Source organism: Flavobacterium sp. ABG, assembly GCF_001027725.1.
GTDB classification, from domain to species: domain Bacteria; phylum Bacteroidota; class Bacteroidia; order Flavobacteriales; family Flavobacteriaceae; genus Flavobacterium; species Flavobacterium cupriresistens.
In genome coordinates, this window is record NZ_LEKS01000008.1 from 77962 (window position 1) to 90174 (window position 12213).

Sequence of the window (12213 nt, forward strand, 5' to 3'; positions counted from 1 at the left end):
GGGATGAAATGTTTAATCGATTATTTTTGGCCTTTCAATATAAAAATCCGTTTTTGTCAGCGTTTTTGCTATTGCAAATCCGCATAATCCGCGTCCAATGCTACATGACATTTATAGATGGATGGTTGGCCTGAATTTAATTTGGAAAGATTAAGGTTTTACTTCTTCCGGAAGTGGAATTTTGTTTAATTCTTCCTCTTTTTGAGCTCTTTTTTGAGCCGCTTTTCCTTTCCCGATAGGTAATCCGGCTGTTACATAAAGCGATCTGTTGTATGAATTTGGGTTGATATCATTTTTCATAACCGGAACCAATCCGTAGTAATATTGAACGGTTAGGTTTAAACCATTTCCAACCTTCATATGATAACCGGTGCCAATAGCGATGCCGGCGTCAATGACATGAATCTGGTCGCGGATGTTTTTTTTGTAGACAACATCCTCTTTGTCGTATTCCTGATGGAATTTATCAAAGGCTTTTGCTAATAAACCCAATTGTGGTCCGGCTTTGAAATAGATGCCGTTTTTAAGTTGGTACTTGATTAAAATAGGAACATTAAAATACCGAATTTCCCGATCAACACTTCCATTAGCAAAAGTTTTATCCAGGTTTTCATCGTTTAAGGAATAGACCGGCAATCCGTGTGCGCCCATGGGAGATTTTACAATTACTCCGGTGTTGATCATCCAGGCCGGATTTTTTTTGGATCGGATATCAAAATAAAAACCTAGATTAAAACCGGGCTCTGTTCCTGAAGTATCCAGGTTAGAGATTGTCGAAAAATTGACACCTCCTTCTAAACCAAACTCCAGAAAAGGGGAGTTGAGTTTGTCTCCAAAGATCAGAGAGATTAAAACCTGAGAATGTACCGGAGCCATACTAAATAATAAAACGAGTAGTACTAATCCTTTTTTCATACAGTTGAAGTTAAAGTCCAAAACGATATTGCAGACCGCATAAAACCTGGGTGCGGCTGCCTAAAAAGCCAGTCTCTAATCGGAGCATAAAGTGTTTATTATATTGAAATTGAGTTCCAACAATAAAGTTCCACATATCTTTAGGGGCTTTCTGAAGCGAGTATTGTACAGTTGAAGAACCAGCGGTACTTAAAGCGCCGTCCAAGGTTGTCAAAATGTTTCCGGCAGATTCTAAGGCTCTGTTTGCGGTATTGTGTTTGGCAATATTGGCCGGATTTTTTTGTTGCGTAGGTGTTAATGCCCCCCACCAATTATCAACTTTTGTTTGATTTTCGGACACTTTTGCCAAACCGTTATCTACTTTTTCCTGAGCACCTTCCAGAGGGATTACATCAGATAAAGCTAGGTTTCCGTTGGTATCACCGGAAATATGTACTCTAAATCCACCAACCCATACCGCAATGTTTTGATCTTCTTTGTGAAATTTGAAAGTTTTACCCAATCGCGGTCCAAAAATATAGGAGAAGGCAGGTTTATCTAAAGCACTAATATCGGTCCAGGCCATATTCATATCAAGAGCCAGCCAGCCACCACCAATACCTATTGTGGGAGTCATACCAATTCCAAATGTAGTGGCGTTAAAATGCTGTTGGGTTTTAAAACTGACAACTTCAGACCAGTTATTATCGGCATCCGGAACCCAGACACCGGCATTTATTTTGGTCGCGGTATTGGCTTTCCCAAAGATACCATACACATTCAGAAAGGGAAGCAGCCATACATCTGGTCGGATCGTAACAGAACTGGCCACAACAGAAGATTTATCAAAACGTATAATCTCGTCCAGATTGTATAAGGGGCCATTATTGAATCCCACTTCTAAGCTATTGATAATAATATCTGACTCCTGCCAGAAGTAATTTACAGAAAGCCCTGCAGAATAGGGTAGTTTATACCCTTTTTGGGCTACTTTTTCTCCCCATATGGGTAGGGCGTAAGGGTATTTTTCGACTTTGAGACTGTCTTTAAGTTCCTGGTTTTTTTCTCCAACAATTTTATCAGTATATACCTGTCCGAAAATTTGAATGCTAAAGAATAATAAAAAAGCGGATAGTAGTGTATTGCATTTCATTGGCTTAGTGTTTTTAAAATTAATTAATCAAACTGCGTAAAATAAATAGGTACTAATATTCTTTGTGGTTCTTTTTTAGAATTGTGGTAGTATAAATGGATTATTTTAAAGGATTGAATGGGGCTAATATGTTAATTAGTGTTAAAGTTAAATAATTTTTCTTACCAATTTTATATTATTTTCAATAAGATGAGTTTTTATAATAGGAATAATGTGTTGAAAATGAATAGAATGTGGGTTTAAAGTAAAAAAGACAAAAGAGAAAGCTTCTTTTGTCCTTATGGGGTAATAACGTTGAAAAATTAATCTTCCCAACCGCAAAGTGTTAATCCGTAGCCCTGAGCTTTAGAAACTGGTACTTTTGTAATTTCATGCCGACAGGCGGTTAATCCACGACAATTTTCGGTGTAATGGTATTTTTTTGCTCCTACAGGCCCACAGATATATACTTTGGTTTCCAGCGGACGAAAAGAAGCAAAAATGACAAAGAGCAGGATAATGGCATGTTTCATTTGATGAGATTTGGGGTTAGGGTTTTAATCGACTAGTAAGAGGTATTCATTTTTTTGATTGTCAGTTGCTTTTAGTTTTCCACGGGAAATCCACTCTGTTTTAATTTCAATATCCGCGATGGTATCAAAAAGGAGTATTCCGGCTCCGTATTTTCCTTGAACATTAATATTCCCATGTACGGAATCTCCTTTCGAATTTACCCCTTTTACATCATAGTTATACTCGTAATGAGTTGGTGTACCCGTTCGGTATTCGTACTGATGTCTGGTGTTTACCTGATAGGTTTTTGCTTCTTCGGGCGTAATAGTTTTTCGATCATCGGCTGTAACGACTTCTTGATAGAAGGAATTTATTTTTTGTGGGGGAGTGGCTTTTTTGCAACTGACTAGTGTTGATAGCAATACTAAGAGTATATTTTTAATCATAGTTATACCTGAATTTAAGCCAGTTCGTAACTCTCAATAGTTTCTAACAGTTCTTTTTCAAATAAATATACATCATCTATAGTTTGTATGGGTTGACGAATTTCGCTTTTATTGTCATTAAAAAGACTGATGTATTTTTTACCTCCGTTAAGATGCAATCTGCAAATCGGTTTACGGTTATTATCATCAAGCAGCACTCCAAAATAGGATTGCGTATCACGATAGACAATGCGGTTTGTGGGAAGTTTTCGTCTCAATATGGCCACAACAATTCTGTAGCCTTCCAGTTCTTCCTCACTGGTAATAATTTTGGTATCTTCGGGAATGACAATCTCTTCGGATTCTTCTTTTTGCTTTTGGTTTTCTTTATTAATTGCGGCGTTTAGACGGTCGTTTATCTTTTCGCTGATAAATTGATTAAACCCTTTTTGAACAAGATCTTTAAATTCATCCACCACTTTTTCGGTTAATCTTCCGGCATATACTTTATTAGCAAATAGTTTTATAAATTCATTGGAAGGGTTTTGTAATTCATTGTCGATTTGTTTTTTGATTTCGGTGGTGTATTTAAGTAAACTGGCATTGTTTACGATTTTATTCACATCAAAATTGGACTTGTGAAATTTAATGATCTCGTTTATTACATTCTCTTTTAAACTTGTGATATCAAATTCCAGAAATGGTTTTTCATCCATTTTATTTTTTTCATCCAAATCGGTAAAAAACTGATAGGTAATTCCATTCGTTAAAAGGGCAAATCGTGTTTTAGTAACATGAAAATAGCGGAATAACTGAGAATTATGAATCGTTAGTTTTTCTTTCCAGCTCTTGCATTCGATGATAAGAATGGGAGCACCATCCTGAAAAATCGCATAATCTACTTTTTCTCCCTTTTTCAAGCCCAGATCGGCAGTAAATTCAGGAACAACTTCTGTCGGATTAAAAGTGTCATAACCCAATATGTTTATAAAAGGTAAAACAAAAGCATGTTTGGTTGACTCTTCTGTTTCAATTTTATCTTTTAGCAGTATAATTTTATCTGCTAATGCTTTAAGTTGAATGTTAATTTCCATAATTGTGTAGTTTAGTAATACTTTGATTATTTATTCAAATGTAAACCCAATAAAAATCAGTAGTTTATGGAAAACCGTAAACTGATTTTTTTTATATTTAGGGGAGTGTTATATAGCAAAAAGAGGATCGATAAAATCCTCTTTGCGAAACGAATTAATAATTTTCTTTTAGTTGGAAGTAAAAAGATTACTGCTTTTCCAGTATAAAGTTTTTGATGATTTTTTCCATGTTTGATGGTAAATCGGCATTTTTAATTTCAAAACGTTTTACTTTCATTTCAGTAAACCATTTGGTCCAATAGGCTTTTATGACTTTTTCTTCGTAAGGATTCGCACGACTGGGATTAATTCCTAAAACCAAAACTTCCAAATTTGACAGGTCGTCATTGGCTTTGATAAAACCAAAATCGCCATTTTGTACTTTTTCCTCCCAGTCTTTTGTGTTCAGACTATTTTTTTTGATCAGTTCCGGTGTAATAAAAGAGGTGCGATTGCCTTCTTTCATTTTAGTACTTTCATAATACATATAACCATCGGTTAATATGACCAGTATATTACGGTCTCCATTTTCGATACACTGATCTTTCACTTTTGAATCAAAAAAACTCCATATATCCGAGCCAATAAAATTGTTGTCTTTTATAGCCGAATTATAAATTTTTGAGGTTTGTAAAGCGTAATTTGAGTTTATTGAATTCAATAACTCCTTTGAAGCATTATTTTTATCAATCGTAATTTTCAACTTTTGAGAAATTGAATTAATGTCCGGATCTTGAGGTTCAGGATTAAAAAACAATTGCATTTTGTCCTTAATCTGTCTTATTCTTTTGGATTTTAAATGTTGGGTAAAAGCTTCTGAAACCCATTTTATGTATCCCAAATCCCTTTGATAGTATTCCATTGTTGGATTTGGATTCTTCTGAAGACTAATTCTGTCAGACAAATCCAAAAGTATACTAATGTTATAATTTTCTGCGACTGTGTTTTTAGATAGTATTTCTTCATGAGTTGTATCAGAATCCTGTTTACACGAAAATGCAGAAACCAATACTAGTAACAGGACGAATGTTTTTATAAGGTTGTTCATAGAATTAGTTTTTAGAATAGACCAAATGCTGAAAGTCAGGATCTACTAAGTTTAATTTACTAAGATGTTCTTCGGAATGAAGTTCACAGTTTTCCAGCAGTTCTGTTTTTTCTTTATGAGCCAAAGCGATTTCGGTATTTATTGCCTGAAACCATCCTTCTTTGTACTGATGATGGTAGTGCAGGTATTCTTTGACAGGGAATACAAATCCGTCGATTTTAGACTGTAGTTCTGATATTTTCCCGGTTATGGCAATTAGCTGTTGTTTGAAATCATTTGTTTTATTGATGTAGTCTGTTTTTAGTTTTTCTAAATCGATAAGTTTTTCCTTTTTACCTCTTACGAAAGCTCTGATTTTATCTATGTTTTCAAACTCCTTCATGACAAAATCAAAAACAAGTCCCCAGATGATATATACTACAAATCCGGCGAATATGATCATCCAGAATTCGGCTTCTCCCAATGCAATATTTAGATTGTAAGGAGCAGAATCTGTTGTTTTATTAAATTCGTAAATCTTTTTCTCGATTTGGTAAGCCAATAAGGCATCAAATAAAAAGGTGGTAAGGAATAAAGCAATCATCCTGAAGGTATTTTTAATGCCTTTTCCTTTTTGTACCATATGAATTACATAACCTAACCCCATAAAAACAAATGGGATGGTAACAACCAAAACGCCTTCTAACCAGCTTGCTTTAAAGGAATTGGTCAAGGCATCGGCATCAAAAATGGCGGCAGTTAAACTATCATTTGAAAATTCTTTAAAAAAGGCAGAATAAGAAGCAGAAATGTAAAAAACCAGTACATAAAGTGTAATGGGCAGGAGCAAAAATAATCCGATGTAAAACTGGGCTTTCAAGCCCTTTCCATCCTCAATACCGTATTTATCAGGATTACGTTTTACTTCGATAATTTCATTTTTTATTTGATCAACAGTAGCATCGATATCCAGTTCTTTTTTTTCATAAATGCCAATTGCCGCCTCGCATTTTTTAAGTTCTGTTCTGTTTTTCTCCTGTTCTTCGCGATAAGGCTGTTTTAGTTTATCCTGTTCGAGTTTTTGTTTCCGGCATTGATCTTCAAAACTCATATAAAGATTTTGTAAACATGCTTTTAGAACGATTGGCTTGCCGGTCGCTTTTATAGATGCTGCAAACCCGCTTTGATAATACGTAATTCTGATTTGTTCTCTGTCTTCTTCGTTTTCATCAATAGTTTCGACTGAAGAATCTTCCGTTTTTTTTATGCTGAACAGTTGGGTAAGTGATTTCATGATCTAAGTGTTTAATTGACTAATGATTTCTTCTTTTTGAATGTTTTTCTGAACGCAATCAATAAGGTAACTAGAGAGTTCCTCAATGTTTTCGTCCAGAAAATGAAATTTCCTGCAATACTTTTTCAGCATATTTAGTTCGTCATCGGTAACTTTTCCGTCAGCCCATATGATTCGTGCAAGATCATATAAGTACTCTATGCGTGTGTTTAGTGTCTCCGGTATAATTAGTTCGGAATTTATCGGGTTCAGGAAAAGTTTATCTAATTCCTCTCGTGGAATTCCTCGTTCATCAGCAAAATGATATAGCATTTGAAGTTCTAATACGTCAAATTGATCATCGGATAATGCCATTTGATACAATCTCAAAAAATGGCTTTTTAGTTCTAGTGTCATCATGTTTTGTACTGTTTATTTAGATAAGTTTTCGCAAGCAATTCCGTCTCCGTCCGCATCGAGATTCTTGTAACAGCTTTTATTACTATTAAAAGTTGCTTGTGCTTGTGCCTGAGTTGTAAAATCACCACAAGTTTTAGTGGGACAGTTGTTTTTTGCTGTTGTATCTGTTTTTTCTGATGAGGACGAATCTGAACATGCCATTGGCAATCCTAATAGCAATAGTGCTAAAAATAATATCAGACATCCGTTATTTTTATTCGAAAAAGATTTGGATCTGTTATTAGTATAATGTCCCTGAACATAAGTTCCATCTTTTTTAAAATATGCTTTTCTATATCCCATAGTTATAAATGTTTTAGTGTGTAAATTAAAAGTGTTGTAAATCCTGTAAAAGCAATAAGTACCATACAACCGCTATTTTGATATCTTAGCCCAGGTATTCCCGTCTTAACCGAATAGCTATTCTTGCTAAACGTCCCCATTTTTGTTCTTAAACTTGGAGAAATGCCGGATTGACTTAGGTTTATGCCGAGCCCACCTCCGAGTTTTATTCTCTTTTGAAATCGAAATCCCATGGCAGTTTAATTGGTATGACAATCAAGACAGCAGATTTTGCAGCCATTGGATTGAGGATAGGTTTTCTTTGCTTCGATAATGGCTGGTTCACAGGAAGCATATTCACCTAAGTATTTTCTATTGGCAGAAATTGGTAAATGGCTGCAATCGCTTGTATGGACTTCATGATCTTTACTTTCTTGTGCATTTTTGTTTACGTAATAATTTTTCATAATTTTTCAGGTTTAATTAATAGTTTGATTTTTAATTATTCAAATGTAAACCCAATAGAAATCAGTATTTTATGGAAAACCGTAAACCATAAGAATTTAAAATCGAACCATAAAAAAAGCCCCCGAAGGAGCTTGATAAATGATGGTGCGGACTATTAAAAGACTTAAATAATCCCCATATCTTTGGCAATAGAAACTAGATGAATCGTATTATTGGCCTTAAAAAAGTCTTTTAGTTTTGAGATTCTTTTTTCGATGGTGCTTTTGCTGTTTGGCTTTATCCCCAATTCTTTAAAAGTTTCAGTAAAATCGTCTTGTGGGGTTCCCAAAGACAAATGTTTTATGACTAACACATCAAAATCATCTATTTCGTAATTGTTATTTTCCTTAATTGCAGAAGCAATATCCGGCGAAATGTACTGTTGGTTGGACAACACTAAATGAATTGCTTTCTTTAATTCTTCAATGCTATTTCTGCCTTTCAATACAAAGCCATCGATTCCGGATTTATCAAAAAGTGATTTTATGCGATAGCCTTTGTCTTCGACAGAGTAGGCAATGATCTTAATATGAGGTTGTAAATTGCGAACCTCCTGTATGAGTTCATCACCATTGGCAATTTTTACTTCACGATGATCAGTTTTGAAAGACAAATCACTAATTAGTAAATCATAAGGTTCGTTGTCCTGAACCGCTTTTCGTATTTTTAGAAAAGCATCATCACAATATTTAGCATGTTGATAATTGATAATGCCTAAATCATCAAGGGCTTGCTCGATTCCTAAATTGATGCTATCCAAATCCTCAGCAATTATTACTTTTTTAAACATATAAAGTTTATTTTGGCGTTGATATTTTAACTCTGAATCCATTGTCAGGTTCAGTGTCAAAAATAATAGTTCCTTTTATAGTCAGAATACGGTTTTCCATATTCTGCAAACCATTTTTGATGATTTTTTCTTTTGTGCATCCTTTTCCCTTATCTACATAATCAATAAGCAGTGCTTTTGCGTTACTGTCAAATTTTACCATTACCACAGGGGCCTGACTGTGTTTTTTCATATTCACCATCAATTCCTGTAAAACACGATAAATAGTAACTTTTTTAATTTCGTCAACCGCTTCCCAGTTTATTTTTTCGATATTGTTTACAATGACATTTGTGGTACTGCTGTTATAAGTAGAGAGCATCTCTTTTAAGGTTGCCGAATAATTTGTACCGGTGTCGATATCATTATTTTCTCTCGAAATCCCTCTCACACGGGCATAAATATCGTCTAATTTTTGAAGTAGATTTTCTTTGGTGTTTGGCGTTGCTAAAGGTTGTGTTTCTGCGAAAGTGATGGCATGAAAGACATCATTCGCTAATTCGTCATGGATTTTTTTTGAAATTCGCTTCTCCGTATCATAAGAAGTCTGAATTTTTTCTATTCTGTGTTTGTTCAGATAGTACCTTCTGTATACGATCACAAGTGGTATGAGAAGAGCAAAAATGATCAGGAGTACAAATTTTTGATATTCTGCTTTTTGTAAGGACACTAAATCCTCTGCTTTTTCTAAACGAAGTTTCTGGTTTTCGTCTTTTTCTTTTTTGGAATCGTATTTGATTTTGGCAAACTTATTTTTAAAGTTGTTTCGGATCTTGATGATACTATCGTTTAATGTAATATACTTTTGAGCATATTTTGTATCGGCATCATTTGATATTAGTAAGGATAAAGCTTTGAGACGCTCATCAATACTATTAAATTTTGTCGCTATCGCATAAGCACTTTGGGCATATTGATTAGATTTTTGACGATCAGTTTCAGCAAAATATTCCGCTAAATGAAGGTAACTTTCAATACTCCCATAAGAATCATCGATTTGTTTTCGGAGTTCCAGACTTTTATTCATTAGTTGAAGCCCTTTGTCATTGACTCCTTTTTTAAAATAGGCATATCCCAGATTGTCAAGAACTCTGGCTTTTCCTTTTATAAATTTAGAATCTTCCAGCACTTTTGTGTCTAAGATGGATTCCAGTACAGTTATTGCGCTGTCGTATTTTTTCTGTTTAATGTAAACAACTGCAATATTGTTTAACGGGGCTTGCTGTATTACTTTTCCCGAGGCATTTTTTAAAGCTTCCTTATAATAATAAACAGCATCATCGTATAAAGAAAGTTCCTTATCAGCAATTCCGAAATAATTATTAATTGAAGCCGAATAATTATAGTCTTTTCTAATAAAAGGTAAAGCCTCTGTCAATGTCTCTTTACTACCATAATAATCGCCGTTTATTTGTTGAATAGACGCCATCATAACAAGATTATAAGTAATATTAGAGCTGTCTTTTATGGACTCAAAAAGTATTTTTGATTTATTGAAGTAGTAAAATGCACTATTGAATTTTTTGTTATCAAGGTAATTCAGTGCTTTTTCCCGCAAAGAATGAGCTTCTTTTTTACGAGAGTCCGGTTGTATTGAAACGGTTGTTTTTTCTTTACAGGAAAGGAAAATTATAAAAATAAATAAACAAAAAAACGGGGATCGTAGCATGAAAGTTACTTTCCCCGAATTTAGTAATTAATAGTAAACGAACTACTTTAACTTATTATTTTTTTGGTGGCTTGATTGGAATCGGCTCATCTCCGGGACCTTCATCAGTTGCTTGTGTTTCATATTTTAGATTTTCTTTTTTTAGATCTGTTTTTTTGTCGGCTGTTTCATAGTCGTCAGCTGTGCAAGAAAATAATGTAGTAGTCAATAGTGCAAATGTTCCCAAGTATATTAATTTTTTCATGATATTAAATTTTAAAAATGAACATGGGTATGGCCGTCCGGATTCTGTCCGGATCTTGTTAAAGCAATACCAATTGAGGTTGGGAAGTGGAGTGCGTAGAACAGTATGATTTTATTTATACTTCCCAGATAAAGTCCGTCTTACGGTTTTCCGCACTCTTTAATTGAACTAGTTTTGTACATTTGTTTTTGACCTGCAGATCAAATCGATAACTAATTTCTTTCACAAAGGAACTGCGTTTATGAGCCTGCATTGATAAGGAATTCCCGGAATTCCTACAATGTTTAAGAAATCCTGAAAAATCCTAGTAATTCCTGAAAAATCCCGGTAGCCTATGCGTAACAATACTTTTGAAGATTATAAAAAAGCAATTCAAGCAAAATATGAAGTGGAAAAAGAAGGCGTTTATTTTAATTTTTTATCTCCTCCTTCACAAGCCAATCTTAGAAATTTATGCTGGGAAATATTCAACTCCAATACGAATAGTGATGATTTAAAAACGTTTCATTCTTTCTTTGATTTTGAATTCGATCTTGAAAAAAGGAATCATTTTAAAGAGCAAACAGATAGATTTAGACCTATTGGAAGTTTTTTGAAAGGGGAGAAAGTTCCTTCTAATAGATTTGCTGTAGAACTTGCGGCAATTTTGGTTGACTTTCAGCCACGTCCCTATAAGAAATATAAGGAAAGAGGTATAATTGGATTAGATCAATCAGTAAAGAATCCTAATATACCGGAAGTCTTCTTGATGAAACCTTTAGAGGAGATCCCAAAAAACGAGAGTGAAGAGGAAGAGGATTACAAAGAAGAACCGGAACAAGACAACGGGAGTCCAAGTGATAAATTGATGGCAATAGCGGCTTTTGGAGCGATTGATGTAAAAATAGAGGATGAGGGAGTAGTCAAACAGGGCGTTACAGGAGTAGTAATGAGTAACGGTATTAGCCTTAAGAGCAGGTTATTTGATAAATTATTTAAGAGATCAAAATCAACTATGTTAGCGGTAACCTTAATTTTTTGTCTGATTGCTCTGGTAATTTATCTTGCTTTCATTAAAAAGGATTGTATGCAGTGGACGGGAGACCATTATGAAATCGTAGATTGTACTTCAGAAATAAGTAGGGATTCAAATGACATAATTCCACTCGATAAAAATCTGTTGGATTTTAGAAAAATAGAAGTTTGTGATACGACAACTTGTTTTAAAAAAAATGGAGATCCAATAGTTTGGTACTCCAAGAATAATAATCAGGTAGAGTTTTTTAATAAGGACGGTAAGAATCCAATAAATGATAAGCGCTTACGACGAATAACTGCACATATATTTACTAAGTACAAGGGAAGTTGTGTTCAAAAAAAAAGTGAAACTGCAAACTAGCAACTTCACTTTTTGATTTGTACAAAAGTTCATTTAGCAATCATTTTTCATTTTGTAAAACATAAAAAAAAGCACTTCTTATTACGGAAGTGCTTTCTTTATTGGGGATGAGAGATTAATAATAATTTCCGGTAATGTCGGTACTCTTATTAAAATTCTCTGATTTTTTTTCCTTGATTTTTTTATAACAAGCAGATGTCAGCATTGGTATAGCCAGACCTGCAATAAAAGCCCCTGCTTTGTCATGTCCGGTTTTCTTTAAAGCTGCACCAACTAAAAGTGAACCTACTCCTGCACAAATCAATTGTTTGACAGAGATTTTTGATGTGTTATCTTCTAATAAAGGGGTATTTCCTGCTAGTAATGGATTAATGAAATTTGCCATATTCTGTTTTGTTTTTTTAATTAGACATTTTTAAAATCTGAAAATCAATTCAGATTCGGTTTT

16 protein-coding genes are annotated in these 12213 nt (G+C 34.2%); 1 reads left to right on the forward strand and 15 read right to left on the reverse strand.

Annotated elements, in window-relative coordinates:
* Positions 1-150: 150 nt before the first annotated feature.
* From AB674_RS10645 to AB674_RS10710, 14 genes are all read right to left on the reverse strand, one after another.
* Positions 151-915, reverse strand: a complete 765-nt coding sequence (locus tag AB674_RS10645; RefSeq protein ID WP_047776439.1) for a porin family protein — start codon at positions 913-915, stop codon at positions 151-153.
* 10 nt (positions 916-925) lie between these two features.
* A complete protein-coding gene (locus AB674_RS10650) occupies positions 926-2047 on the reverse strand; it encodes a hypothetical protein (protein ID WP_047776440.1) in 1122 nt (373 codons plus the stop codon).
* 302 nt (positions 2048-2349) lie between these two features.
* Positions 2350-2559 (reverse strand): hypothetical protein, encoded by a 210-nt coding sequence (locus tag AB674_RS10655; RefSeq protein ID WP_047776442.1) that lies wholly within the window; start codon positions 2557-2559, stop codon positions 2350-2352.
* A gap of 24 nt (positions 2560-2583) precedes the next feature.
* Positions 2584-2985 carry a hypothetical protein gene (locus AB674_RS10660; protein WP_053004239.1) on the reverse strand — a complete coding sequence of 134 codons (402 nt, stop codon included), beginning with the start codon at positions 2983-2985 and terminating at the stop codon, positions 2584-2586.
* A 14-nt stretch (positions 2986-2999) separates the two neighbouring features.
* On the reverse strand, positions 3000-4058 hold the full coding sequence (locus AB674_RS10665; RefSeq protein WP_047776443.1) for a type I restriction endonuclease: 1059 nt from the start codon (positions 4056-4058) through the stop codon (positions 3000-3002).
* A 187-nt stretch (positions 4059-4245) separates the two neighbouring features.
* Positions 4246-5145 carry a hypothetical protein gene (locus AB674_RS10670; RefSeq protein WP_047776445.1) on the reverse strand — a complete coding sequence of 300 codons (900 nt, stop codon included), beginning with the start codon at positions 5143-5145 and terminating at the stop codon, positions 4246-4248.
* Positions 5146-5149: 4 nt separating this feature from the next.
* Complete coding sequence (locus tag AB674_RS10675) at positions 5150-6418, reverse strand: ABC transporter permease (protein ID WP_047776446.1); 1269 nt, start codon at positions 6416-6418, stop codon at positions 5150-5152.
* A gap of 3 nt (positions 6419-6421) precedes the next feature.
* Positions 6422-6817, reverse strand: coding sequence for a TerB family tellurite resistance protein (locus AB674_RS10680; RefSeq protein WP_047776448.1), 396 nt, complete (start codon positions 6815-6817; stop codon positions 6422-6424).
* 12 nt (positions 6818-6829) lie between these two features.
* Positions 6830-7159, reverse strand: coding sequence for an excalibur calcium-binding domain-containing protein (locus AB674_RS23075; protein ID WP_117610309.1), 330 nt, complete (start codon positions 7157-7159; stop codon positions 6830-6832).
* A gap of 2 nt (positions 7160-7161) precedes the next feature.
* A complete protein-coding gene (locus AB674_RS23215; RefSeq protein ID WP_047776450.1) occupies positions 7162-7392 on the reverse strand; it encodes a DUF4236 domain-containing protein in 231 nt (76 codons plus the stop codon).
* A 6-nt stretch (positions 7393-7398) separates the two neighbouring features.
* Positions 7399-7605 carry a hypothetical protein gene (locus AB674_RS10695; protein ID WP_047776452.1) on the reverse strand — a complete coding sequence of 69 codons (207 nt, stop codon included), beginning with the start codon at positions 7603-7605 and terminating at the stop codon, positions 7399-7401.
* A 164-nt stretch (positions 7606-7769) separates the two neighbouring features.
* Positions 7770-8435, reverse strand: a complete 666-nt coding sequence (locus AB674_RS10700) for a response regulator (protein ID WP_047776593.1) — start codon at positions 8433-8435, stop codon at positions 7770-7772.
* A 7-nt stretch (positions 8436-8442) separates the two neighbouring features.
* Positions 8443-10143, reverse strand: coding sequence for a tetratricopeptide repeat-containing sensor histidine kinase (locus AB674_RS10705; protein WP_047776453.1), 1701 nt, complete (start codon positions 10141-10143; stop codon positions 8443-8445).
* A 55-nt stretch (positions 10144-10198) separates the two neighbouring features.
* A complete protein-coding gene (locus tag AB674_RS10710; RefSeq protein ID WP_047776454.1) occupies positions 10199-10387 on the reverse strand; it encodes a hypothetical protein in 189 nt (62 codons plus the stop codon).
* A gap of 334 nt (positions 10388-10721) precedes the next feature.
* Here AB674_RS10710 and AB674_RS21865 point away from each other — a divergent pair, with 334 nt between their 5' ends.
* A complete protein-coding gene (locus tag AB674_RS21865; protein ID WP_053004240.1) occupies positions 10722-11765 on the forward strand; it encodes a hypothetical protein in 1044 nt (347 codons plus the stop codon).
* Between the two features lie 115 nt (positions 11766-11880).
* Here AB674_RS21865 and AB674_RS10720 read toward each other — a convergent pair whose 3' ends face one another.
* Complete coding sequence (locus AB674_RS10720) at positions 11881-12150, reverse strand: hypothetical protein (protein ID WP_047776456.1); 270 nt, start codon at positions 12148-12150, stop codon at positions 11881-11883.
* Positions 12151-12213: the final 63 nt, after the last annotated feature.

Excerpts from the sequence above, each read along its gene's own strand:
- AB674_RS10645 (WP_047776439.1), bottom strand. The coding sequence starts at position 915 with ATGAAAAAAGGATTAGTACTACTCGTTTTATTATTTAGTATGGCTCCG.
- AB674_RS10650 (WP_047776440.1), bottom strand. The coding sequence starts at position 2,047 with ATGAAATGCAATACACTACTATCCGCTTTTTTATTATTCTTTAGCATT.
- AB674_RS10655 (WP_047776442.1), bottom strand. The coding sequence starts at position 2,559 with ATGAAACATGCCATTATCCTGCTCTTTGTCATTTTTGCTTCTTTTCGT.
- AB674_RS10660 (WP_053004239.1), bottom strand. The coding sequence starts at position 2,985 with ATGATTAAAAATATACTCTTAGTATTGCTATCAACACTAGTCAGTTGC.
- AB674_RS10665 (WP_047776443.1), bottom strand. The coding sequence starts at position 4,058 with ATGGAAATTAACATTCAACTTAAAGCATTAGCAGATAAAATTATACTG.
- AB674_RS10670 (WP_047776445.1), bottom strand. The coding sequence starts at position 5,145 with ATGAACAACCTTATAAAAACATTCGTCCTGTTACTAGTATTGGTTTCT.
- AB674_RS10675 (WP_047776446.1), bottom strand. The coding sequence starts at position 6,418 with ATGAAATCACTTACCCAACTGTTCAGCATAAAAAAAACGGAAGATTCT.
- AB674_RS10680 (WP_047776448.1), bottom strand. The coding sequence starts at position 6,817 with ATGATGACACTAGAACTAAAAAGCCATTTTTTGAGATTGTATCAAATG.
- AB674_RS23075 (WP_117610309.1), bottom strand. The coding sequence starts at position 7,159 with ATGGGATATAGAAAAGCATATTTTAAAAAAGATGGAACTTATGTTCAG.
- AB674_RS23215 (WP_047776450.1), bottom strand. The coding sequence starts at position 7,392 with ATGGGATTTCGATTTCAAAAGAGAATAAAACTCGGAGGTGGGCTCGGC.
- AB674_RS10695 (WP_047776452.1), bottom strand. The coding sequence starts at position 7,605 with ATGAAAAATTATTACGTAAACAAAAATGCACAAGAAAGTAAAGATCAT.
- AB674_RS10700 (WP_047776593.1), bottom strand. The coding sequence starts at position 8,435 with ATGTTTAAAAAAGTAATAATTGCTGAGGATTTGGATAGCATCAATTTA.
- AB674_RS10705 (WP_047776453.1), bottom strand. The coding sequence starts at position 10,143 with ATGCTACGATCCCCGTTTTTTTGTTTATTTATTTTTATAATTTTCCTT.
- AB674_RS10710 (WP_047776454.1), bottom strand. The coding sequence starts at position 10,387 with ATGAAAAAATTAATATACTTGGGAACATTTGCACTATTGACTACTACA.
- AB674_RS21865 (WP_053004240.1), top strand. The coding sequence starts at position 10,722 with ATGCGTAACAATACTTTTGAAGATTATAAAAAAGCAATTCAAGCAAAA.
- AB674_RS10720 (WP_047776456.1), bottom strand. The coding sequence starts at position 12,150 with ATGGCAAATTTCATTAATCCATTACTAGCAGGAAATACCCCTTTATTA.